The following is a 24,223-nucleotide window of genomic DNA, read 5'->3' as shown; positions in this document are numbered from 1 at the left end:
GACCCGGTTCCTTCAACCTCGCAAGCGCAGCTCCTGCGCTTGATCCCGAGCCAGAGCGATCGCGTACAAACCTTCCGGAAGATCGTCAATGATCAGGATGGCAACGATACCACCAACCTCCTGTTCGTGCCTGTGAACGATGGTGGCGTTAGTGGCGGCGGCGCCCGCTGGTCGCTTCTGCTGGTTGATCGGCGCGTGCCCACCGCGCCGGTTGCCTATCACTATGACTCCGTCGGGTCTCGCAACAGCACCGTTGCAGAACAGCTCGCAGCACGTCTGGGCTCCCGTCTGCAACCGGCCCGCATGGCCCGGCAGCAGAACGGCCATGATTGCGGAGTCTATGTGGTAGACGCGACGCGAGCGCTGATTGGACGACTGGCGCAGGGCGAGCGGCCAGACAAGGAGCCGCTGCACCTCGAGCACCTCATCGCCGATCGGCCGGCACAGCGCCTGTATTATGGGTTATACAGCTGCGGGCGCGTAATTCGCTTCGCATTCCGCCGGAGCAACCCACAGTCGCCCCTTACATTTCGCTAGATCTGCATCAGCGGCAACGGAACCGCGGCAGTTACTAAATAAGACGCAGACGCCGCGCCTTGACGACGCACTGGGTACGGCTGGTCGTTTCCAGCTTTCGCATCGCATTCTTGACGTGAAAATTGACGGTGTTCTCGCTCACTTTCAGGATGACGCCGATGGCCCAGGATGACTTCCCCTCCTCGACCCATCGCAAGCACTGTCTTTCCCGTTCCGACAGCACAACCCCTTGCACATCCGCCATGACTTTCTCCTGGAGCCGAGAGGACGTGGAATGAGATCAGCAAATGCCATACCAGTCAGTGGCACCTTAAACTCTCGCGGCAGGACAAAATCTTGGGAGATTGCCGGTTCACTTCTCCGGAGACTGCCATCCAACTGCAGCCCTATCGACGGGATTGCGACATATGTCGAAAACGCAACAGCAGTATTTACGACAACCGTAGCAGTCGATATTTGCTCAACATCTGTGAGCTGGATATCACCCTTTGGCCAGGCGTTCCTCCCGCAAGGGGTGAATGCTCTGTGAAGAGCCGTAGCACCCGGCTCGCGAGCCGAGATCCTTCATTTGCACCAAAGCTTTCCTTTCCAACGTGTCGGCTCCGATCCATCCATCACAACAGCCCCGCGTTCGGCGCCCATCCTATGGCGATAATGCAAGCTTTTACGTCCCAATCAACTACAACGCTGCTCATTGATCGGCATCACAACAAAAAGGTATGAGCAGTGAGGTTTGGAATCCCCGATCGATTCAGCCTCGGGCGATCATGCTCTAGCCTACCAAGGGAGGCCCCCCGGCTCTGCCGGGGAGGCAGCAGAAGTTTGACATTTAAGGCAGTCGCCCATCGATGAAACTACCGACTCGTGAGCCACCACGCACACGAGAAGGAGTTTCACGATGGACGATTACGCGAGCCTAAGCCACAGCAAGTGGGACTGCAAATACCATGTAGTGTTCATTCCCAAGTGCCGCAGAAAGACGTTGTACGGCGAGCTGAGGCAGCATCTCGGGGAAGTCTTCCGCAGATTGGCGATGCAGAAGGAGAGCCGGGTCGAGGAGGGGCATCTGATGCCCGATCATGTCCACATGATGATATCGATACCGCCGAAGTATGCGGTTTCGCAGGTGATCGGATACATCAAAGGCAAGAGCGCCATCCACCTGGCGCGTGTTTACGGGGAGCGGAAGCGTAACTTCATAGGGCAGCACTTCTGGGCTCGGGGCTACTTCGTCTCGACCGTCGGTCGAGACGAAGCGGTGATCAGAGAGTACATCAGGAAGCAGGAGACCGAAGATGCTCGCCTCGATCAACTCAATATGTGGCGCTAGGGCCGCCTTCAGGCGGCCAACAAAATCGGGGACGCGTTAGCGTCCCCACGGCCGCTTTGAGCGGCCCAATTCCTAAAGCCCCCGGCTTTGCCGGGGGATACTTACTTCGAGTTTTGCGGTCTGCTGATCGTATGTGCCGGCGCCATTTGTGCAGCCCCGGGAAGTTCGTCGGTGCTAGATGTGATTGCGGCCTTTGTGGGCTTGGGGGGACTTGAGGCGATTGGCGTTGGCCTCAAACTTTTGCCCGCCAGCCAAACGCGCAACCTGTGGCAGGTTCGTTAGGGCTGCGCCGGGCTCGTATGGAAGGCGCTCGATGTCACGACTCCTAAATGGCGCAGCGGGATCTCTCCTGGGCGACCGTGACCGCGGTAAGGCCCAACATCACGTTGCCGGTGATTCCGAAATGGAGGCGGTAGAGCCACCAGATTGCGCAGCACCGGTCGAGATCGGAAATGGCGAGCGCGCGCTTTATTGCTACACCCATCCGCGCCATCGGCTTCATTCCACGTGTCATCTGGAAACCTCGACGTCTCGGGGCCAGTGCTCTCCATTTAGTGCGTTTTCGGTCGGTGATGGCTCGCTGTCGAACGCGTGCATCTGCAATACATTGGGAGCTGATGTTCGCCATGGCATTCTTTTCCGCGTTTTGAAGCTGGTTGAGCACTCGCCTATGTGCATCCAACCTTGCCGTAACCTTATGATGGAAGTACTGCTTCCAAAACGCCCACATCTGGTAGTGACAATTGACAGGACACCTATCCGATAAGTGCGCGCATGCAATCCCACTGCTGCACAAAGCACCTGCGCCACTTGCCACTGTCGTTGCGGCTATCCGAACTTTGCTGCTACCTCCTTCAGAAATACCTCAGCGCCCAAGACAATCTGGGGTCGCACCGGCAGGGCCTACGCCGTTTTCCGAGGGGCAGCCAACGCCATCGTCGCCGGCCGTATCAAATCGCTCAGCATCGGGTCTGCCAGCTGTCGCGCGTCGAGTGCTCCATCGCGACTGTCCCGAAAGACCGCGCAGAGCGATGCCGCTCTAGCGTTGCGTGTCCACTCAGCCTTCGCTCTTTCTTTTGCCGAATGCCGAGGCCACGAGCTCAATGTTGAAGATTGTCGCAGTAGGGCATTTTCCTAGGAGAAGCCCTTTCGCTAATCGCGAAGTTGATCGCCTCAACCGGCGGGCATAGACAACACTCCTGCTGATGTTCGTGCCGATAGCGGTCGGCGGCGTCGTACTCGTCTCAGGATACGCACTCGGCTACATGCTCAGCGTGAGCTTGAGCTCAAGGTAGCAGGCCTTCCTGGCTCGCCTGTGTGACGGCGTCGCAGATTTTGATTGAAGCATCGGAAGGCGCTTTCTTTCACCTCCACGATCGTGTCCATGTGCTCCAGCACCGCGACGCGCTTCTCGAATGGCGCCCCGATCACGAACTGCAGGCCGAGCTTCTTGTAGAAGCTCATCATCTGGCCCTCCGCACGATACGCCAGTCACGAGGAGCAGCAGGAGGCCGAGCGCGAGCCAGCCGTGCCGAACAACAGGAACAACGTCGCGCCGAGGATGAAGTGTACCTCAGAGACCCCGGCCCCCGTTCGATCCAGACCCTATGTGCCCAATGCCGCGCTGTCCGAGGGATGCGATAAATGCCCGGAGTCTTGGGGGTGCGGCCGAAATCTTCTACCCATTTCACCCGCTCTTCGCGTAAGCGCTTAGCTGAAGCGCCTCACGCTTTGCGGGCTCCTCGGGCTGAGAGCATCGATCTGAGACATCGGCTCAGCCTTGTCCGATCCGAGCTTGTGTGACCCAGGTATGCGGGATCGCCGTCACCCATATTTGCCCCTCTGCAGATCGTGGGGATGACCACCTTGCTCCGGCCTCGGCCATGGCTGTACGCAAAGGTGCATTTTGCAAGAAAGTGTTCAGCATATGACCGCCAGAGACTTTGCGTTATGGGATCGCGGTGCGACTTCACCTGGAAGATCACCTCCGCGTCGATCCGGACGGAGGTCATGTCCGAACCTCCAACGTGCCACAAACGATCCACCGCCGTGCTCGCGGATCGCTAATTGCCGCTGGCCCACCGGATAAATGGACGAATTGACCGGTGAGCAGCTCAGATCGTTACCCTTTTTCATCTTTTCTCTCCGGCGCTTGCCCTTTGATACTTTGCGAGACGCCGGGTTGCGGAGTCGCACAAAGAGACCCATAGCAAGCCTTCTGAGCCTTGTAGTTGGCCAACGTTTGGACCAATACCGATGTAACCTGCTGTTTCAGTTTGTCCGGGATAGCTGCGGGGCCGTCCAGCGACTTCAGCGTCACCTCGATCAACTCGATCGCGCGATCCTTGTTGCCGCTCTCGTAATAGTACTGAGCGACCGCCGGATAGGACCGGAACTTAGGGCCCTCGCGGCGTTGCGGAGGATTCACTGCCAGAATGTGTTCGGATAACTCCTTGCCCATCGCAAAGCGCTCGGCCTGCGGCAAATGAGAGTTGTCATTCGCCGGATCAAAGAGTTGCCGCATCGCCCCGACCATCCACAGCTCGGATTTTTTGTTGATCGCGTCACGAACCAATTGGCGCATCACCGGCAGGCCGGCCTGCAAGTCGTGCATTTTGTGAAGCAACAGATCCGCATGGAGCACGCGGAAGTTCACGTCATCCGGCAGAACAGCGACGGCTTCTTCGACCACCGAAAGCGCCTTCGCCCAATCCTGCGCCTTCATCGCCGGCGTCAGTTTGGCGAAGATCGGCATTGTGCGTTCGCCCTTGGCGATCCGCTCTGCATCGGCGGCTTTCGCTTCATCGCTGATGCGCCAGCTGCCGGTCAGAATCTTCGGCAAAACGTCATCGAGTTGCATCGGGGAACCGATAAAGGCGATGTGGCCGTCACGGTCGACGACGAACGAGGTGGGAATCCCGACAGAAAAGCTGGAATCCATCCAAAGCCTGTCCATTTTGCGTGTGTACTCGAACCCGACCCGATAGTTGAGATTCGGCAACTTTTCGGTCAACCATGCGTCCAACTTGCTTCGGGCCTCTTCCGCTGTTTGAGCGCGCTCACGAGCTGCTATTCCGAGGACCTCAACTCCGCTATCTCTGTATTTCTCTTGCAGCTGTACCAGATCGGACAGCGCCGCCAGACAGGGTGCGCACCAAGTTGCCCAAAATTCGACGATGTACACTTTCCCGGGCTGGAAGCTCGTGAGGGGCTGACCGCGCAGCCAGTTCTCCACCTTGATCGGAGGAGCTGGGGATTCTAAGCCCAGCGCCATGTTACTCTCCAAAATTAGTGTCAGAGGTTGCGCGACGTTTTGCGCTAGCTGATCTCTGATCGCGACCGAGAGGGGTGGTGCCTTGACGGGTTGCCGAGCGAGATCCGCAGCGAATGTCGGTGTCGCCGCGCTAAGCGCGACGACACACAAAGTCACAAGCAACAAGCTCTTCCTCTCACAAGCGGGCCACATCGGTTCAAGGAAGGAGAGCATCGCTCGTCTCGCCTCTGGGTGCGCTCAGCACTTTCAGTACTGCTGCACTTTAGTAGCAATGTCCGTGCCAGCATCGTCTGCGCGCATTAAGTGCCTAATTGCGCATGAATAGCTCAACGGCACTCCACGGCGCCCAGTGTTTTGAACCCGACGGGCTTTGTACCGCTGTCGGAATTTGAACAAGAATTGCGAACTTCGCGCCGCCAGAAAACTGATTTGATGTTGTGAGCCGCCGAACGGAAACTAGGTAATCCTTGTCCCCTAGCAGACAGGATTAGAGGCGAGCGACGATGTAGATCGGACTCGAACGAGCCAAAGCCCGTGGACTGGGGACACGTGTTCGGGTCGATGACGATGGAACCATTCGCGGGGAACTGCAGACGGTGCCGCCGATCAGGGAGGCTCTGAAACTGTCAGTGCTCGCCACCGCGCCAAGCGGTCCTGCACCAAAAACTGGTACTTCGATTAGTTTGCTGTCCAGCCGCGTGTACCAGGGGTCCCTGACGCCTCCATCCACTTCGAAAACCGTTGGCCCTCGTACCGAAACAGATGCCGCCGATCGCCTCGAGGGAGCTAAGGCTTATACGGCGTTCACCTCCAGGTTTCTGACCAGGAGGCCGGCTGGACCCACCCGCTAGCGGCGCGCATCACTTCCTCGATTCTTTGCGCAAGCTGCGGACCTTTAGGGTCCATCGTGCTACAGCTGGATGACAGGTATCGAATAGGCAGATGGTGGCCCCTGCAATATGCGATAACCGCGGTACTGCGGAGCTAAACAGTATGGCCCTAAGCAGCGTCGCCGAGGTCGCCTGACAACGGACGGGCCGCAGCGAGCGAGCCTTGGCGCTGCTTTCTTAAGGGGCGCCGCGCAATTTCTGCGTCGTGAGCCGGAAAGTGCTTCGAATCCTGTTGATCGTTTCGATTTGGACAAGAGAATTCACACGTCTGCGCGGCACCCAACGCACAAAGCGCCGAGCAAATTGCTCCGCTGGAAGCGCGGTCGCGAAACGCGCCGCGCCGTCGTCTTCGGCGATGCGACGCAAGGCATCGCAACTTGCGATCATTCATTCAACAAACACGAATGTTCGTTTTGTTCGCAACTTCGCCAACGAGTAGAAGCCGTCAACAATCCTGCGTCAAACTTCAGGTGCTCCCCTTGTCTTTCGTTGAAGAACGGATCGAGGCTTGTCCGTTCCTCCGAAGCCGAGGTCATGACTGCGCGAGCCGCCGAGCTGCGCGAACAAGGCGTGGACGTGATCACACTGGGTCAGGGCGAACCCGATTTCGAAACCTCACTTGCTGCCTGCGAGGCCAGCATCTGCGCAATCCGCGACGGGCCAACGAAATGCACCGCGCTCGTAGGGAGCAGGCAGCTGCGCGGGCCGTCCGCGGGACTTCAGTCGCGATCACGGGCTCGATTCCAGGATCGATCAGACCACAGTCTTTTGCGGCGCGAAGCAGGTCGTGTTCAACGCGAACTTTGCGAGTCTCGATACCGGGGCAACGGCGGTTCGGAGGCCGACGCAATGACTGGTTGGTGCGTTCTGTATGGCGCAGGACCTTTAACTCTGGTCAAGGCCATCAATCTCGTCCAGAATCTGACCTTTTCCCGCCGGAGCGCGATCGCGCAGCACGCAGCCGTCGAGGCGCGGTCTGGCGTCCCGGGGCATCTGCGGCAATTCGCGCGCCTTTCCGCAACGCCGCGAACTCGTGGTCGCTAAGCTGAACCAGGCGGAAGGACTATCGTGCCTCTTACCGGGCGCATTCTACGCGTTTTCCTCCTGCGCCGGTTTGGTCGGAAAACGCACCCGGGCGGCAAGGTGACAGAGGCTAACAGCCATGTTCGCCAGGTAGCTTCTCGATGCGTTTGGGTCCCTGTAGTGGGCCCGGCGGCTTCCTGGCCTCGCCGTACATTCGCATCTCCCATGCTTCCTCGCTTGAGGATCTCACGCGCGCCTGCGATCGGATCATCACCGCTCGCCGCCCTATCTTGAAAGACTTCCGATCTCCCCTGCCAAACGCCAGCGCGCCCGGATGGCCGAAAGCGCTCTTGTCCACATTATGCCAGCTCATAGCCCGGTTTCAGCGATCCTCGCGGAGGAAGCCGGTTTCGATGGGCTGTGGGCCTCCGGTTCGAACTGACATGAGCCTGATCGCGATGGCAGAGCATCTGGATATGCTGCGTGCAATCGCCGGGCGCACGACGATACCGATCGTGGCCGACTTCAGGAACGACTTAAGGATGGCCGCGATTGGGGCTGACAGAGCTCGAGCAAGACGAAGCAGACATTCACGTCACGTCGTCAGCTACCGGTTTGGGCGCCCGACCGAAAGCAGGGTCAAGTTCGGATGAATTGACCGGTTGAAGATATGGTCGCTGGGATCTCAATCAAACCATTCTCAGTAGCCGGTGCTGCAGATCGCGGGCCGCGGGCCTATCGCGCGCAATCACAAGGCACTCCACCGTGCCAGCCTCTTCGTCGGCGGCAAGCGGAATCACGCCCTCCTTGCGTGTGCGGTCGAACAGAAATCCTTCCTTGACGAAACGATCATGCGCTGTTTGGAGGGATCGTGATCGAACATTCCTCGCGGATAAAATAACGTTGCAACCGGAATAGTCGAAGCCCAGCAGCCGGACGGCAATGCTGTGTAACACCGAGCCGCCACCCCAGCGGCCGTTCGCTTCATTAAACAGTAACCGTCCGTCATCCGCGAAAATGGCGTCAATGTTGATCATTCCGCGATATCCCAGGTCTCGCGCAAGCGCCACAAATCGGTAGGCATGCGCCTGGGCAGTCAACCATTGCTCGTTCCCCAGGTCGCTTGGAAGCTCGAGTCCTGTCCAGATCAGAGCTCTTTCGGATCGATCCGTGCTTTTACGCAGACGTATGTTTCCACTGTTCATGAAAACGATTGAACCATCATCCTCGAGTTCATACTCGAGATAGAACAAAGACCGGGCCAGGTGGTACGATTCCACGACCAGCGTCTTACACGATGCTGTTGTCATCTCAGACCAAAGCGCGTCAGGATCGAACGAAGGCCATGGAATTCGCCGGGTATCTCTTGCCCCAGGTAGTGGATCGCTTTCATTTCCGGTCAGGATGACATTTCCGACTCCACCGGCTCCATTGTCCAGCTTTACAATGACGCTGCCGGTCTCGGATCTGAGGGAAGCGACCGCTCTGAATAGTTCGTTTGAGTCCGTCGTGACGGATCCATTGGGCAGCGGAAGTGCGACGCTGGTCGCCAATTGACGGAAGTGGCTCTTGCGGTTCAACAGATCAGGCCCTCGCTGCAAAGCGAAGTCGTCGCCGGTCTGCGGTATGCCCAGCATGGCCGCCAAGCGTGCGACGCCTTCGGTAGAGTAGCAGGGATACAATCGCCAGGTTGATTTCTGACGAATATGTCTGTTGATTCGTTCAACGACAGACTTGGACAGCAGTGTGCAATCATCAAGGACCGGCGATTGGCGGCCGCCTTCAGGTACAAGCAGACAAAGGCTCGATGCGTCGAAATCGAGCGTCGCGCCAATGAAGGATAGCAGATCCGCCGGGATGACTATCGGGGAGACTATCAGATCGCCCTCCTGAGCAAACCACGCCGAACGGTATGCCGAGTTGGCGGCCAGCGAAAGTTGAGCTGGTGTCAGATCGCCGCCTGACATTTGAGCTGTACCGGCATTCATGATCAAGATCCGCGGCATCCGCGACCTCCGGGCATTTGGACGCGATCAGACAGGGATCGTCATGCCAACAATGGTGAACTTGCTGCGCCGTGGTGAGGCACTGAGCGAAGTTTGATTTGGCGCCGTCTCGACGTCACCTGCGATGTAGCGGGAGAGCACGGCCCGCCTCGTCCTGCCGATCTCAATTGATACCTTCTTTCCGGCTTGATCGCTGGGCGATTTCCTTCAGCAGAAAATGCTGGATCTTGCCCAACGCGGTTTTCGGTAGTTCTTGCGTGAAAATGATTTCGCGCGGCACCTTAAAACGGGCGAGCTGTGACTGGACATGAGCTATCAGCACTTCCGCCTCGATCCGGGCCCCCGGTCGCCTGATCACATAAGCGACCGGTACTTCTTCCCAGCGCGGATCGGGTCGACCGACCACGGCGCATTCCGCGACATCCGGATGGCCCGTAAGCACACGCTCTACTTCTGCCGGATAGACATTCTCTCCGCCCGAAATGATCAGGTTTTTCTTGCGGTCGTGGACCCAAAAATATCCATCTGCGTCGCAGCGGCCAATGTCCCCAGTGCGATACCAACCATTGCTCAAAGCCTCACGCGTTGCCTGTGGATTGCCCCAATATCCGCAAAAAACGTTGGGCCCACGGATTGCGATCTCGCCTGGGGTACCGGGCGGCAACTTGCTGCCCGAATCACCGATGATCGCCGCTTCGCAGCAGAGACCTGCCTGGCCGCTTGAGCCCTCAGGCACGAGATCTCCGCCGAGCTTCGTATACACTGCGATCGGGCAGGTCTCCGTTGAACCGTAAACCTGCAGGACTGGCACGCCACGCGCGACAAAGCGTTCGACGAGGTGCTGAGGCACCATCGTCGATCCGGTACAGATTGCTCTGAGCGAGGATAGATCGGTGCTTTCCCATCGACCATTGTTGGCCAGGGCTTGCATCATGGCTGGCACCATGGCTGCCAGCGTCGGCCGGTCATGCTCGAACGCGTAAAGCATGGTCTCCGGCGCAAAGCGGGTGTGGATAGTCACCGTCGCGCCGTGATGCAAACTCGGCGTCGTCTGGATGTTCAAGCCACCGACGTGGAAGAACGGCAAAACAGCCAGCGCGTGATCAGCCGAGGTGAGGTCATGCATGTGCTGACTCATGATGCCGTTCCACAGCAACGCTTCCTGAGGCAGCACGGCGCCTTTCGGTCGCCCTGTGCTGCCCGAAGTATAAACGATCAGAAGCGGGCAAGACGCGTCCACCCGTGGATTGCGTCCGTCACCACAGTCTCCGTCCAGGAGATCGTCCAACTTGCTGCCGCCGAGGGGCGTAAAATCCAACCCGATAAGGGAGGCATGGGGCACTTGCTTCGTCAGGACAGGCAAAGCTGCGTCGAACGACTGCTCAAGAACGAGCGCTTTTGCCCCCGAGTCTGACAAGATGAAAAGGTGCTCGGCGGCCGCAAGGCGCCAATTCAATGGTACGAGGATTGCGCCGAGCCTCGCGCAGGCATAGAGCAGCGCTAGATAATCAGGCCTGTTGAGGCTGAGGATCGCGATTCGGTCTCCCCTTTGGACGCCAAGCTGGCTCTTGAAGGCGCGAGCGATCCGCTCGATCCGTCGATTGAGGCTGACGTAGCTAAGAGTCTGCCCTTCGAAATGGATCGCGGTTTTGTCGGGAGTGTACGCAGCGTTTCGCTCGATCAGTGTGCAGAGATCCAACTTGTCCCCCATGTGCCTCAGGCCCGCACAGTACGTTTGTCCGATGCGCTTCAGCCGCAACCCGGAATTGCTTGGCGAGATCCCGATCACATGCTTCAGTTGGTCCAGGCTATGATCACACGGCCTTGGCCGGACCCGGTTCTCGATCGTTGTCATGGGTTGCGAACAATGGGTATTGCTTGAGGGATCTCAGGCGATTGATCACTCACGCCGTTCTGCTGGGCGGCAGTCGTGTGCATCTGTCGGTAGTGATAGGCACACCACGAAGACAGTTTCTTGCCGCGTCTTTGATATACAGGCTCGCCGCACATATAGGCCGCCCTGGCATCTCCATCTTTGAAGCCGATAATGCAACGGCATTGGCCTTCAATATGGTCGATTAAAAGGACCTTCTTGACGCCGTCGGGCTCCTTCAACTTGCTGCTCCTGAATGCCAAGCAATATCTTCCGAGGCCGCGCTGTTCACGCGGAGCGACACTTGCAGCTCAGGCTCTTTGAAAACCCGCGCCGTTCTGAGGCCCGCCGTCCGTCGCACCTTCGCGCGATGGAAATGCCTTGCCAGTCACGGGAAAGCAGTTTGAACAGAGCGGAAAGCCGGTTCGGCGAACTGATTTTGGCGCGGTGTCGCGCCAGAGGAGGGGCTTGTTTCAGATTCGGGAAGCTGCGCCCTCCCGTAGGGGCTTCGGATGGAGGTCGACGTCGATCAATTCTGACCTCATCGGCTCTCTGGTGGCCCGGCCCAGAACAGCCACATAGTCTCGGGTCCGGAATGGCGAACCATTCAAAGCTACGTGCGAGCCATCGCGCCGCAATCGGGACTCGCTGCATAGCCCTTCCGGCCGACCCGCCACCGGAGATGAGGATCATGACCGACCGTCGGGGCGTGGATCTGACCAGCTGAGACATTCACAATCCTTCACAATTCCGGCGGCAGACCAAGATCCAACCTCAAGACCGTACAACTTAACGTTACGTCCGATTCAAGCCCTTTTGGGCTGCCTGTGTGAACATGGCCAAGCTCTCAGGCTGCCGGAAACGGGCCGCCGGCCGGTCTGGGGTCGCACGCATTCAGCGTTGCGATTTGCGTCAAGAAAGTTCGTCATCCCCTTGAGATCAGGGTCGCTGCCGATGAGCCCATTGTCGGAAACGCTCGCCCTTTCGCGACCAAGTGCTCGCTGCCTTTGCAGCCGATTGCGCGCCTGACCTCCGCTGCGGCGTCATTGAATAGCTCAGTCACTTCTATCCGGCGCTGACCCTGGAATGCCAAATGCGGCATCCGACCGATAGTTTTCGATGAGGTCGGCTTGATGGGGGCGCAGCCTGTAGCCCTTGGGGGCGGGCGAGGAACAATCCCGCAAATATGCCGGCGGCCATCATCCAACGCACGTCGCGATCGCTGACTTCGCCTGGTGCCGGGATCATCGCAGCGTCTGATAGAGGCGGTACAGCAGTCGCGCGCGAGGTTCAATCGACGAGATGGAGAGTTGCTCATAATGCGTATGCGCGCCCTTGCCATCGACGCCAAGGCCGTCAAGGGTTGCGGTATGCGGCGCGGTGAAATTGCTATCGGAGCCGCCGCCGCTGAACGCGTCGAGCAGCTCGAAGCCAAGCTCGGCGGCAAGCTTTTTGGCGTGTTCGTAAAGCGCGGCACCGGCGCTGGTTTTCTCATATGGCGGACGGTTCAATTTGCCCAATACCTTCACGCTGACGCCCTCGGTGCGCGAGCTGATGCCGAGAATCTTCGGCACCAGCTCGTCGGCATGGGCCATGGTCGGGACGCGCAGGTCGACTTGCGCATAGGCCAGTTCCGCGATCACGTTTGGCCTGGTGCCGCCGCGGACGACGCCGACATTGACGGTGATACCGCGTGTGAGATCGTTCATCGCCTCCAGCGTCTGGATCACATGGCCGAGTTCCCGGATCGCGCTGCGGCCGTCCTCGGGGCGCGTGCCGGCATGCGCGGGTGCCCCCTTGATGAATACGTCGAAGCGCGCGACGCCCTTGCGCCCCGTGATGACCTTGCCGCCGTCGCGCGCCGGCTCGGTCACCAACACGTATTTGGCCTTGCGTCCCTCGGCCTCGATCAGCGCGCGCGAGGTCGGGCTGCCGATCTCTTCGTCCGAGACGTAGAGCTGGGTGATGCCGAGCGGTGGGCGTACGTCATCGGCGCAGATTTGCCGGAATGCGTGATAGGCGAGGTAGGCGCCGCCCTTCATGTCGTAGATGCCGGGGCCGAACGCACTGTCGCCGTCGACCTTGAATGGTAGCCGTTCGATGGATCCCACCGGATGAACGGTGTCGAGATGGCTCAACACCAGAATGCCCGGTACGCCCTGCCCCCAAGAAGAGCGGGTGACCAAATGATCGCCGCAGCCGTCACGCCCCGCAACGCGCTCGACGCCGGCCGGCAGGTCGCGATAGCCTGCTGCGACGAGATCAGCCAGTTTGTTGATCTGATCCGGCCGCTCCGTCGGAGATTCGATCACGACCCAGCGGCGGATGCCCTCCAGAATCGGGGCGATGTCGAACGCGTTGCTGGACATAGTTGTCTGACGCCTTTGAATTCGATTGTCATCGCTTCTGCAAGATCATGACATCACGCCATGTACTCACATCAGAATCGAGGCCGAACATCTAGAAAGTCGCCAACCGTTGTGACCCAGGTGTGCCTCTGGATCCGATCTTGCTGCGGCAACGATGTACGCGCCCGTCGATTTTAACGGAGCTACCAAAGCTGGTAGTTTTCGACGCGATTATGCGGCCCCAAGAAGAAGGCCGTTCTGGCTTGGCCGTTCTGGTGAGCTGTAATTATTCTGATCAGGACCTTCCTGCGACATCCGCGCTAATCGCGTTGTCTTGACCAGATGACCCCGCACGACTTAGAGCGGGAGGTCGCCGGCCAGCGCCAGCATAGCACGAGCGGCGAAGCGCCGAAATCGCCGGAGCTGAGGGGACCCGTCAATACGAGCTCTACTCTGTGAAACCAGTTGCAGGCCGGGCGATTGTTTGATGACTGTCGTTAGAAGCCACTAGGCATTGAGGCCATCCACCGTTCTGCTCTCCCGACGGCATCTGCGCAAGCCGCACTCAGTCAAGCAGTAACGTTCGAAGCGCGCCCCGGAAGTTGATCAATGGATTGCCATGGCCTTCTCGGGCCGCGATAATTCGTCCGATAAAGATGGTATGTGTCCCAAGCACCTTGTGGTCATACAAAACGCACTCGAGCGCGCAAAATGCGCTCGGCAATAGCGGTACATCGAGGACGCCCTGACTCCAGGGTGCGGTATCGAAGCGGTGAACGCCTTTCGCCCCCTCCCGACCGCCAAAACGCAGTGCAAGGTCCTCCTGGTCACTGCGAAGAAGACTGACTCCAAAGCTGCCGCTGGCAAGTATCTCATCATGTGCCTCGGAGCGGGCATTGATGCCAACGACCAGGCACGGCGGCTCCATGCAGATGGACGTCACAGAACTCACCGTCAGTCCACGTCGTCCGCCTGCCGTTCCGGTCGTCACGATGGCAACACCGGTCGCCAGACTTCGCATGGCCTGACGGAACTCTGCCGGTTGGATAGACGGCATTTCCCGAATCGCAGGAGAGAACTGGTGGCTCATGATCTGCCTCTGGAGTTGTACCCCATTTCTAATGTCTCCGTATCCAGAGAAGACTTTGGCCCCTATTGGGTCTGTAATGGGGTACCCGGTGTCGGAATTGCGTGCTCAGATTGAGACCGGGTGTGACTTCGATGTCCTCTGGATCACTACGATCATGACTGGACGGACGTGCAATATCTCGGCGCGTTACGCCGGATCGGCGATCGCGGTGGCAGAACTGAGAATTGCCGCCGCCACGCTAGGGCCTCTTCAAGCAGAAAACCGCGCTGAGCGGCCAGCGACGCGCCAGTGCACATGGAGTCGTGGTCGCGATCCGACCAGCTGGGCTGGAACCTCGCTGGACCCCCGTGCGGATGAGGATGCCGATTGCGGTACCGGCGCACGCCTGCCAGAGTTTCTCCGCATGTAGAGGGCATCGACGCACCTAATGCACGTTTAGGAGAACACGTTTTTTTGCCTCGAGAAGATGCTCATCGAGCGTCGCGTGCAGCGCACCCCGCAGCTCCGGCGGGATCGAGCTATCTGTATCGATCAATTCCCGAAACTTCCGAATGATGTGTTCTATCATTGCAACAGATCCGAGTGTTTCAATCTTCTGCCAGGACATCATCGATTGTCTCCTTTGGCGCGCAGCGCGCGCTTGGTCGCGGGTCCTCACCTCGGCAACCCCGGCCGCAACAGGCACTGGTCGATAAAAGCCGCGTGCTCAGCGCGAATTGCTTTGATCAGGGCGAGGGCAGGCGGTGCACGCTCCCTCAAATCCCGCGGAAGGGACGCGCATTCGCGGCCCCAATATTTTCGCGCTCGTGCGCAGCAGTCTTGGTCGGAATACTGGAACATCGGCCAGCTCGGCTGTCACGCGTTCGAAACCGCGATCAGCCGCTTCAGTCGAGCGGCTGCGGCGCCGCCATCAAGTGATTCTTCTCCAAGTGCTACGCCTTCCTGCAGGGTCGAGGCCCGTCCGGCCAAGACCAATGCCGCCGCCGCGTTCAAAAGCGCGGCGTCGCGAAATCGACCTGGTTCGCCATCAAGCACATTTTGCAGGGCAACGGCATTAGCCTCGGCATCGCTGCTCTTCAGCGCGTCGTTGGGGCAGCGGGGAAGCCCGGCTTCTTCCGGCGTCACTTCGAAGGTGCGGACTATACCCGCCTCAAGCGCAGCAACAAAGGTTGGGCCGGTGAGGGTTATTTCGTCGAGTCCGTCCGAGCCATGAACAACCCATACCGACTCAGCACCAAGGTTCTTCAAGACGTACGTCAGAGGCTGGACCCATTCGGGAGAGAATACCCCAACGATCTGCCGCTTGACCTTGGCCGGATTGGACAGAGGCTCGATCAGATCAAAGATCGTGTGGGTTCCAAGTGCGCTCCGGATCTGCCCGACGCGCTGCCTCGCCGGATAATGGGCTGACGCAAACATGAAGCCGATGTCGGCTTCCTGCACACAACGTGCGATGACCTCAGGCTTGAGATCGACCTTCACACCGAGGCGCGCCAACACGTCTGCGGCGCTTGAACCCGAAGACGCAGCGCGGTTGGCATGCTTGGCCACAGGAATGCCGGCCCCGGCCACGATGAAGGAAGCACATGTCGACACGTTGGCCGAATACATAAGAGTGTCGCTCGCGCCAGCGATACCGACGGGATCGCATGCCGCCTCGACGCGCGGCATTCTATTCCGCATCGCCGAGGCGGCGCCGGTGACTTCTTCGACCGTCTCGCCCCGGACCCGCATCCCCATCAACAAGGCACCGATTTGCGAGGGAGTCGCGTAACCCGACATCATGCTGTCGAAGGCTGACGCAGTTTCCTCACGCGTCAGAGTGGCGCCCGTGGCAACTTTGCCGATGATCGATCTAAGCACTTCCATCGAACTCTACAGTTCCTTGTCCAAACCTGGGGCTCGTCCGTTCAACGAGGCATCGTGGAGACCTGGCACCGGTAGCTTTGATGCACTTGCCCGCCCCATCCGCACGCGCCATGGCCTCATTGATGCTCGAGGCGGCAGTCGGTTGAGTGTGGGCACCCTTCGTGAGGCTACAACCTGACGCTACGTGAGGGTCAAGCTCTCCATTTCGGTAGTGCCGTCGAGAGGAGATCGTCGGCCAGTTAGAACACTGCAGTTGCTTGACGCCAGGACCAATCGCACTGTCTCGCGCCCGCTTGCCGCGTCCGCAGCGGCCTCTTTACCGTGGTGTTCCGGCCGGATCACCGCATCCTTCAAAGCCTTTTAACTTTCCGGCGCCGCCGTGGTGGAGGGTTGAAGCGGCTTCCTCTACCTGCTTCGAATCTGGGTAGATCGATGCCGATCTCAGCTGGCTCTACAAAATGCCCCCACCTGATTGTAAATGAAGCTGCGCAGGGCAGCCTTCATAGAGCGATCGACGCGTCCCGTTGATCCGCCCGCATCAGGCGGTGAGCCGCCCGTGTTCGGTCCTGCCTTACAGTCGGAATACGCCGTACTGCGGCGCGTCGATCGGCGCATTGAGCGAAGCGCTCAATGCGATTGCAAGGGCAGTTCTGGTATCGACAGGATCAAGAATCCCGTCGTCCCAGATTTCCGAGGTCGCATAATAGGCACTCGACCGCTCGCGATATTCTTCAAGAATCGGTGCTCGAATGGCTGCCAATTCCTGGTCCGAGAGGCGCCCTCCGGCCCGAGCCAATTGTCTCGCCTTGACGTGGGTGAGAACTCCGGCGGCCTGCTCGGCGCCCATCGCAGATATCTGAGAATTCGGCCAGCTGAAAACGAATCGAGGATCAAACGCGCGTCCCGACATAGCGTAAGTTCCTGCGCCGTGCGAGCTATTACAAATGATCGTAAACTTCGGCACGGACGCTCCGGACACCGCCATGATCAGCTTGGCCCCGTCCTTGGTGATCCCACGCTGTTCATATTCGCGGCCAACCATAAAGCCCGTGACGTTCTGCAGGAAGAGCAGGGGCGTCCGGTTCTTGTCGCACAGTTGAACGAAATGAGCCCCCTTTAGCGCGCTGTCACCGAACAGCACGCCATTATTGGCAAGAATCCCAATTTGATATCCATGAAGCCGCGCAAAGCCGCACACGAGTGATGTCGCATAGCGCGGCTGGTATTCTTGAAATCGGCTGCCATCGACCAGACGAGCGATGATCTCTCGCATGTCGAACTGCGCTCGCGCGTCCTTTGGAATGATCCCATAGAGTTCGGACGCACTATAGGCGGGCGGCTCGGGGTCCAGTCGATCGATCGAGGTCTTCGCCGGTTGGTGGAAGCGAGCAACGACGTCGCGGGCAATCGCAATTGCGTGGATCTCGGAGCTTGCGAAGTAATCACTGGTGCCTGACATGCTGGTGTGCATGAGGGCACCGCCAAGTTCTTCGGCGGACACTTGTTCGCCGGTGGCAGCCTTCACGACCGGAGGGCCGCCGAGAAAAATCGCTCCAGTGCCTTCGACGATAATGTTGTACTCACTAAGCGCCGGGACGTAGGCCCCTGCCGCGGTGCAGTGGCCCATGACGATGGCGACCTGCGGCACTCCCATCTTGGAGAGAACGGATTGATTGCGGAGGATTCGACCGGCATGGTAGCGATCAGCAAAGAATTCCGCCTGCAAAGGCAGGAATCCCCCGGCGCAGTCGCACAGGTGAACCACCGGCAGACGGTTTTCGATGGCTATATCCAGGGCCCGCACGATCTTCTTGACCGACAGCGGATACCATGCGCCGCTCTTCACGCTGGCATCGTCGGCGTGAACAATAACCTCTCGCCCCGCCACAATGCCGATGCCGACGACCTGGGCGGCGCCGGGCACCTCGCCATCGTAAGCCTTGTTAGCCGCCAGCGTCGAAAGCTCTAGGAACGGAGTCTCCGGATCGAGCAAGGCCGCGAGTCGCTCACGAACAAACAGTTTATTCTGCCGACGCAGCCGCTCGAAGTCCCGCTCGGGCCGGTGGAAGCGGGCAACGCGTTGGCGCTCCTTCAATTCGGCGGCAAGTTGTCTATTGCGCAGGTCGTTGCGACGAAATTCCTGCGAGTTTACGTTCGCCACGGAACCGATCCGCTGCATTTCAGCGCCCTTCTTTAGAGAGCGTGACCAGCACAGCGTCGTGCTCGAAGCTCTCGCCTTCCTTGACGTGAATTCGATCGACGATGCCATCGTGTGGTGAGCGTATGATCGTTTCCAGCTTCATGCTCTCAATCATCATCAGCGCCATTCCCGCCGAAACGGATTGACCAGGCGAAACTTTGATCGCAACAACAAAGCCAGGCATCGGCGCCCGGGCCACCAGCGCGTGAGTCTCGTCATTCCCGGAAGAGCACGCCCGCAACGGGTCATTGTAGCGCAAAATGCGCGTCCTGCCGCGGATGTGGAGGTGAATGAGTTCGCCATCGATCGCGAACCTGACCGATTCATTCTCGCCCGCAATGGTCAAGATGCCGCTACTGTCGCCGCGATGCGTGAGCGCGACAGGGGCAATCACCTGGTCTCGCAGATGAAGTCGATAGCCTTGCTGGCTGCATGAAAGCCACAATTCATGATCTACGCCGTCGACCTCGAATGAGTGATACACGTCAATTTCTCCAACTGCCGAGTGCTGCGTGAAGCTCGGGCACGGCGTCGGCCGCTTCGCGGACAGGTCTCGTCAGGAGAGCTGCGGATGCCAGGAACGCAGACATTCCGGCAGCAAAGTTGCCCGCTGCGAGATGTGGGTTTTCTTCCAGGTACCCCGTATGGAACTGACCGCCGAGAAATGCCTCGTCGCAAAGAATCCGGGCGAGCAAGTTCGCGTTCGTCTCGCACCCAAGTAGAACCAGTTCGCGAACGGCGCGATGTGCTTTCAGAGCGGCCTCTATGCGGCTCGGTGAATGCACGATGATCTTGGCGAGCAAGGGATCGAACGCCGGCGTGATGTTCTGGCCTTGCATTATGCCGCTGTCGATCCGTACGCCATCCGGATACTCGAGAAGAAGTACTTTGCCGGTGGTCGGGACATTTCCGCGTTCGGGAGCCTCCGCGCAAAGCCTGAGCTCGATTGCATGCCCATTTGAAACAATGTCGGACTGAGAAAGTGAAAGTTCGCGACCGGCTGCCGCATAGACCTGTTCGGCGATCAGATCGGCGCCGGTGATCATCTCGGTCACCGGATGTTCCACCTGAATGCGTGCATTCATTTCCAGAAAGTAGAACTCTCCGCCGCTGAAAATGAACTCGACCGTTCCTGCATTCTGATAGTTCGCTGCACGGGCGATGCCGACGGCGGTCTCGCAAACGCGGGTCCGCAATTCTGGTGATAGCGCTGGCGAGGGCGTTTCCTCGATGATCTTCTGGAAACGGCGCTGCACCGAACATTCGCGCTCGAAGAGATGGACCAGGTTACCGAAGGAGTCACCGAGCACCTGTACTTCAATATGTCGCGGGCTTTGGATATATCGTTCAACATAAAGTCGTCCATCTCCAAAGTAGCGACGCGCTTCACTGCTCGCCTGCTCAATGGCTGCCTCCAACGTAGCAAGCTCGTGTACAATCCGCATTCCCTTGCCGCCACCGCCCCTCGATGGCTTCACGAGCAAAGGAACTCCAATAGCCCGCGCTCTCGAAACGAATGTCGCCGGATCATCTTCCTCGACGGCGCAGGGCACGACTAGAAAGCCCTTGCCCTGAACGAAATTACGGGCGCGGATCTTGTCGCCCATTAGTTCGATAGTTTCTGGAGCGGGTCCGATGAACGCAATACCGGCCTTTATCACTGTCCTGGCGAATTCCGCATTCTCAGAAAGCATTCCATAACCCGGATGTATCGCGCCGGCGTTTGCCTTGTGAGCGGCAGCGATGATCTGCGCGATGTCCAGATAGCTTGCGATCGGCGTGCGGCCGCTGATCGGAATAGCCAAGTCGGCCATTGAGACGGCCGGGCTTCCCGCATCAACCTCGTGGTAGGCAATTGCAGAACGAAGTCCAAGCTTGTGCAACGTTTTGATGATACGTACGGCTATCTCACCCCTATTGGCGATCAGAACTGTATCGAAGGGCAATTTGTGCATTCGCCTATCCGGACAAGCGCGATTGAACCAGAGCATTCGTCAATTGTGGGCGGCCATGCTCGTCGCCTGACCTCGCGTGACCGTCCTGCAGGTCAGGCTGGGACCACGTCTGGGCATGAGGCAAGCGAAACAGGCCGCCACATTCTTCACTTCGAGTCGCTGCTTCGCTTGTCAGTGTCTCGCACGGAGATCACGTAGCGACATTGCTGACTGAGGCTCGCTTGCTTGGATCTGAGGCAGGCAGTGATAGCGGTGCGATCTGGTATGTGGTTGCTACAAAGGCGGAACACGTCCTGAGTGCAAGCCTCTTTCTCCTCTGCGGTCGGCGTTTGATCGCGCGCGTTGACCGGCCCGGGGATTACAGCTGTCATTGCGAGGGCAAGAGCGATGGCGCAGTGGTAGATCTTGAGGCGCGAAACCAACTGAGTTCCTTGAGTTTGAGTCATGATATCCCTTCAAGTCGGTGGGTCTGCGGTATTGTTGTTCCTGCGCGAAGCGCAACATGGCCTGTCAACCGGGAAACAGGCCGGAACTGCTTAAGTACGGTGCCCCGGCAGGCTCGTTCTCCCGCTTTTGCGGTCCTGACTGTACGGTGCTGGTCATCTGTCCGGCACGACAGAAACAAGACCTGCCGTAGTGGCGGAGTCCCACGAAGAAGGGAAGCACTGGCGGCTGAGCTGGCCGAGCAAGTGATCATTTTGGAGCTTCCGGTGATTGTGCGGTCGGTGCATGCCTGCGACGCCCGGTCGAAGGGGCCCGGGCCAGCAGCTATCGCGAGGCAGAGAGAGCAGGCAAAAGCCAAGTGCACTCAAGCGATTCTTGATGATGCATGCGTCGTGCAGAGCGAACCATGATGGCGCGCGTCGAGGCTATGTTTGGTGTAATCGCGCCCGTGTTCCACCTTATGTGAAGACGGCGGGTGGGGTATCTGGGATGGACCCTTCGTCTTGCGTCCGTTCCGGTGAGGCTACGGTGATGGGAGCGCCTGCCGTGCAGATCTCGAAACGCGCGATTACGTCCAGCCGCGACAGGAGCAGCCTCCGATGAAGCGCGGACAAGAGTGCATCTGGAAGATCGTATCGTCCTGATTGTGTCGTGCCATGTGAGTTTAGATGTTTGAGACATTCGCAATTCTCATGACCTGTCAGGAAGCGTCTGGATTGTCGGACGTGGTTCCCACTTGTTTAGGATCGTACAATCTGACGCTACGTGCGATTCAAGTCCCTTCGTGCGTCCGATCGTCTGAGAATGTCAAAGCTGTGCATCGTTCGTATGAGCCTCGGATGCAACGCGCACTTTGGCGTTTCGGAACAGCGGCTGTTCATGGCGACTGTTCGGTTCGGAAACCGGGCCACGAGCGTCGCTGTTACGTGATTATACGGAGCGCTGCTGTCGCATTTCTTTGATCTGCGAATTGCATGCTCGCGGCATGAATCCGAAAAGTAAACTCTACCAGCCCGACCACTGGCGAGCCCGTGCGGAAGCAACGCGAAAGAAAGCAGAAGCGCTCGCTGACGGCAAACCCAGAGACAGGCTGCTTAAGATTGCCATGGAATATGACAACCTGGCTCGGCGTGCCCAAGTGTGGCAGACGCGCAGAGACGAGGACGATACGTGGCCTGAGCAAGAGCTGTAAAGCGTCGCTGCGGTTCGATAAAAAGCGCCCCAATCGGTTGATGGCTACCCCCGATGGCTAGGCAAATGTCGCTCAGCAGGCAATTCAGTGGCGCTTGCACGGGACTTGAGGCGGCACCGTAGGACGAGGCATAGGCATACCGACGGTCCTGTGCCGCGCTCCAGATCGCGACACGTACGTCGAGGGCGGAGCAGGCCGCCTGCCCAACGGCCACTTCAGGTCTACTGGTTTAGTCAGCTTTTCGAAAGCTAATCCTCTTATGATGAGGATGCGGAACCATAGACCTCCATTCGCAGTCAATGCGTCGCGCTGAACGTCGAAGGCCGCATGCCATCCGCGCGTGGCAGTGTTGAGCTGTGACAGGTCAGTGTTTGGCACTTCGTCGCGGCTGCAATCCAGGCTGGCGAGCTGGCGGCATATCGGTTTCGCCAATTCGAGACATCTGCGTCATGCCTCACTATTTCGTTTGCGTCGGTCGGAGGGGCGGATTTTATATCCAGGTAGCCGCGCCAAGTGTTGACTTGAACCAAGTCTGTGAAAGAGGTCTCCACGCCCGATTGATGGTGCGCCATACGTTGCGTCCGCGGCATGCGAGAGGCATCGAAAAGCCCCTCGCGCCTTTGCTATCGGCGAGATTATTTCAGAAAAGTGCTCTGATGATCCAATAGATACCGACCCAAAGCAGCGCATTTAGGAGGAGTGCCGCGAGAGGCCACAGGTTCCACCGCCTTTGCGCCTGCCAGGAGCGACAATCGGCGCGGTAATGCTTGATCGTTCGGTGCTTTGGTGCGCGCCAATGTGTCATTTCATCACACGCTGCGCTGGTCCACGGAAAAACGCCAGGCTTTGCATGCTTCGTATCGCTCATAACGTCGCAGTCCTCTTTCAAAGCGCGAGTATCAGAATCCTTGTTTGTTGCGCGGCGAGCATCCGGCCGATGATATGCTCGCGCATCGTCGGTACAGGGAGGTCGCGTTCCGTCACCACAGCAATCTGCATGCCACGACGGAGAAGTTCCGGCTTCGCTTTGATAGAAGAAAAAGCGCGGCTGTCGGCGTTGGCGACACGGAGTCGCTGCCCGTGGTCGGATTCGCGACGTCGACGTCTGAAAGACAACACTCGCATTAGCAGCAAAAGGGTGAGCGCTTCGCGAGCGCCATACCGGAAACAATGCGTTAGGAGTTGCATCGTAGTTACACGGGAAGATCGGCCGACGGTCCTGTTGCAGTCAATGAAATCGACTAATCATTTTCTCTAATCATTAGCTTGCAAGGAGGCAGCGAGATGGCAGGCGATCCGGCCCCCATACAACTCAATCGTGGTCACATAGATGGCGCATTGGCTCTGTTTCAGAGCCCGGCGGGACGGCTGCGAATGATCAAGTACGAGTCACGAAGCAGCACTATCGCCGCGAAGCGTCACCTGGTGCCGCCACTGGTTTTGCGAGGCCATCATGGAATGTAGATGTCAAAGGCCATTATAGGGAGCATGCCATGATGACGATCGATTCATTGAAGACGAGTTGACGGGCCAAGAGCCGTCGATTTCATGTACTCAAGCAGATCGCCATGAGACATGAATGGGCACGGGCACGAGCGCTTGCTTGAAGCGCGAAAGCTCGATGGCATATATTACTGTTGCTGATGCGCGCGCTCTGTTCGGCGATGTGCGGCCAGCACTGGCTGGCATCGATGAGCAAGATGCTTCGCATGAGAGGGGCTCGAAGACGCAGTTGTCCGGTGAGCGAACCCGTCGGGCCACCAAGAGCGCGAAGGTGCAATCCGCGGGCTGATTCGCCATCGCTTAGATCTTGCACGGCTCATAGTCAGGCAATCGGCGGCCCTTGAGAGCGTTCGTCGGCCACAATGCGAGCGTTAGAAGATTAATAACAGGAGAACGAGTGATGATGGACATCTGCAGCTTTCTCGGATGGTTCGCTGAAGAGTGGCATAGGAACACTGGGCCGAAGACCGAGCCGGTTGATGAGTTGCGAGACAACGTCATCTACGTCGAATTCAAGGCCATCCGAGAGGCAAAGGAGGGGGCGTGCGAGCACAGATCATAGAGAAGCTGGAGGCCGGCCGCGTGCAATACGGCCAGTTCGCTACCGTTCCGGGATCAGGCCCTTGCGGTCTGTTCTTTGTGCAGGGGCCTTGCGGGTGTGAACTCAAGATAAGTGGACTAGTCCGTCC

Annotated in this window: 17 protein-coding genes and 1 pseudogene; 3 read left to right on the top strand and 15 right to left on the bottom strand. The window is 58.6% G+C overall.

Annotated elements, in window-relative coordinates:
* Window positions 1–39: 39 nt before the first annotated feature.
* The gene (locus tag LRP30_RS30635; RefSeq protein WP_249757184.1) at window positions 40–537 is read left to right on the top strand and encodes a Ulp1 family isopeptidase; all 498 of its coding nucleotides are present in this window, start codon (window positions 40–42) and stop codon (window positions 535–537) included.
* Window positions 538–571: 34 nt separating this feature from the next.
* Here the strand turns inward: LRP30_RS30635 and LRP30_RS30630 are convergent.
* Window positions 572–757: pseudogene (locus LRP30_RS30630) on the bottom strand (helix-turn-helix transcriptional regulator); the annotation flags it as partial.
* A 678-nt stretch (window positions 758–1,435) separates the two neighbouring features.
* Between LRP30_RS30630 and tnpA the strand changes: the two are divergent.
* Window positions 1,436–1,867: an IS200/IS605 family transposase gene (gene tnpA / locus LRP30_RS30625; RefSeq protein ID WP_249757183.1), complete on the top strand. Its 432-nt coding sequence runs from the start codon at window positions 1,436–1,438 to the stop codon at window positions 1,865–1,867.
* A 325-nt stretch (window positions 1,868–2,192) separates the two neighbouring features.
* Here tnpA and LRP30_RS30620 read toward each other — a convergent pair whose 3' ends face one another.
* The 14 genes from LRP30_RS30620 to LRP30_RS30555 form a co-directional block, all read right to left on the bottom strand.
* Window positions 2,193–2,369 (bottom strand): hypothetical protein, encoded by a 177-nt coding sequence (locus LRP30_RS30620; RefSeq protein WP_018322364.1) that lies wholly within the window; start codon window positions 2,367–2,369, stop codon window positions 2,193–2,195.
* 767 nt (window positions 2,370–3,136) lie between these two features.
* Window positions 3,137–3,334, bottom strand: coding sequence for a hypothetical protein (locus tag LRP30_RS30615; RefSeq protein ID WP_249757182.1), 198 nt, complete (start codon window positions 3,332–3,334; stop codon window positions 3,137–3,139).
* Between the two features lie 655 nt (window positions 3,335–3,989).
* Window positions 3,990–5,141 carry a TlpA disulfide reductase family protein gene (locus tag LRP30_RS30610; protein ID WP_249757181.1) on the bottom strand — a complete coding sequence of 384 codons (1,152 nt, stop codon included), beginning with the start codon at window positions 5,139–5,141 and terminating at the stop codon, window positions 3,990–3,992.
* A 2,602-nt stretch (window positions 5,142–7,743) separates the two neighbouring features.
* Window positions 7,744–9,060, bottom strand: a complete 1,317-nt coding sequence (locus LRP30_RS30605) for a peptide ligase PGM1-related protein (protein WP_249757180.1) — start codon at window positions 9,058–9,060, stop codon at window positions 7,744–7,746.
* A 163-nt stretch (window positions 9,061–9,223) separates the two neighbouring features.
* Window positions 9,224–10,759: a long-chain fatty acid--CoA ligase gene (locus LRP30_RS30600; RefSeq protein WP_249761863.1), complete on the bottom strand. Its 1,536-nt coding sequence runs from the start codon at window positions 10,757–10,759 to the stop codon at window positions 9,224–9,226.
* A 152-nt stretch (window positions 10,760–10,911) separates the two neighbouring features.
* Window positions 10,912–11,175 carry a hypothetical protein gene (locus LRP30_RS30595; RefSeq protein WP_249757179.1) on the bottom strand — a complete coding sequence of 88 codons (264 nt, stop codon included), beginning with the start codon at window positions 11,173–11,175 and terminating at the stop codon, window positions 10,912–10,914.
* Between the two features lie 1,002 nt (window positions 11,176–12,177).
* Window positions 12,178–13,302: a M20 family metallopeptidase gene (locus tag LRP30_RS30590; protein ID WP_249757178.1), complete on the bottom strand. Its 1,125-nt coding sequence runs from the start codon at window positions 13,300–13,302 to the stop codon at window positions 12,178–12,180.
* A 544-nt stretch (window positions 13,303–13,846) separates the two neighbouring features.
* The gene (locus LRP30_RS30585) at window positions 13,847–14,371 is read right to left on the bottom strand and encodes a flavin reductase family protein (RefSeq protein ID WP_249757177.1); all 525 of its coding nucleotides are present in this window, start codon (window positions 14,369–14,371) and stop codon (window positions 13,847–13,849) included.
* Between the two features lie 424 nt (window positions 14,372–14,795).
* A complete protein-coding gene (locus LRP30_RS30580; protein WP_091886436.1) occupies window positions 14,796–14,981 on the bottom strand; it encodes a hypothetical protein in 186 nt (61 codons plus the stop codon).
* 245 nt (window positions 14,982–15,226) lie between these two features.
* Window positions 15,227–16,240 carry an anthranilate phosphoribosyltransferase gene (gene trpD, locus LRP30_RS30575; protein ID WP_249757176.1) on the bottom strand — a complete coding sequence of 338 codons (1,014 nt, stop codon included), beginning with the start codon at window positions 16,238–16,240 and terminating at the stop codon, window positions 15,227–15,229.
* 571 nt (window positions 16,241–16,811) lie between these two features.
* Window positions 16,812–18,419 (bottom strand): carboxyl transferase domain-containing protein, encoded by a 1,608-nt coding sequence (locus tag LRP30_RS30570; RefSeq protein WP_249757175.1) that lies wholly within the window; start codon window positions 18,417–18,419, stop codon window positions 16,812–16,814.
* A 1-nt stretch (window position 18,420) separates the two neighbouring features.
* Window positions 18,421–18,924: a biotin/lipoyl-containing protein gene (locus LRP30_RS30565; protein WP_249757174.1), complete on the bottom strand. Its 504-nt coding sequence runs from the start codon at window positions 18,922–18,924 to the stop codon at window positions 18,421–18,423.
* A gap of 1 nt (window position 18,925) precedes the next feature.
* The gene (locus tag LRP30_RS30560; RefSeq protein WP_249757173.1) at window positions 18,926–20,395 is read right to left on the bottom strand and encodes a biotin carboxylase N-terminal domain-containing protein; all 1,470 of its coding nucleotides are present in this window, start codon (window positions 20,393–20,395) and stop codon (window positions 18,926–18,928) included.
* Between the two features lie 2,521 nt (window positions 20,396–22,916).
* Entirely contained in the window at window positions 22,917–23,219 is a 303-nt protein-coding gene (locus tag LRP30_RS30555) for a hypothetical protein (protein ID WP_249757172.1), read from the bottom strand.
* A 415-nt stretch (window positions 23,220–23,634) separates the two neighbouring features.
* Between LRP30_RS30555 and LRP30_RS30550 the strand changes: the two genes are divergently transcribed.
* Window positions 23,635–23,823 carry a hypothetical protein gene (locus tag LRP30_RS30550; protein ID WP_249757171.1) on the top strand — a complete coding sequence of 63 codons (189 nt, stop codon included), beginning with the start codon at window positions 23,635–23,637 and terminating at the stop codon, window positions 23,821–23,823.
* Window positions 23,824–24,223: the final 400 nt, after the last annotated feature.

The sequence above is a fragment of the Bradyrhizobium sp. C-145 genome, assembly GCF_023375135.1.
Classification (GTDB): domain Bacteria; phylum Pseudomonadota; class Alphaproteobacteria; order Rhizobiales; family Xanthobacteraceae; genus Bradyrhizobium; species Bradyrhizobium zhanjiangense.
Note: the sequence above shows the minus strand (reverse complement) of the source record. Positions and strands in the feature narration are given on the sequence as shown.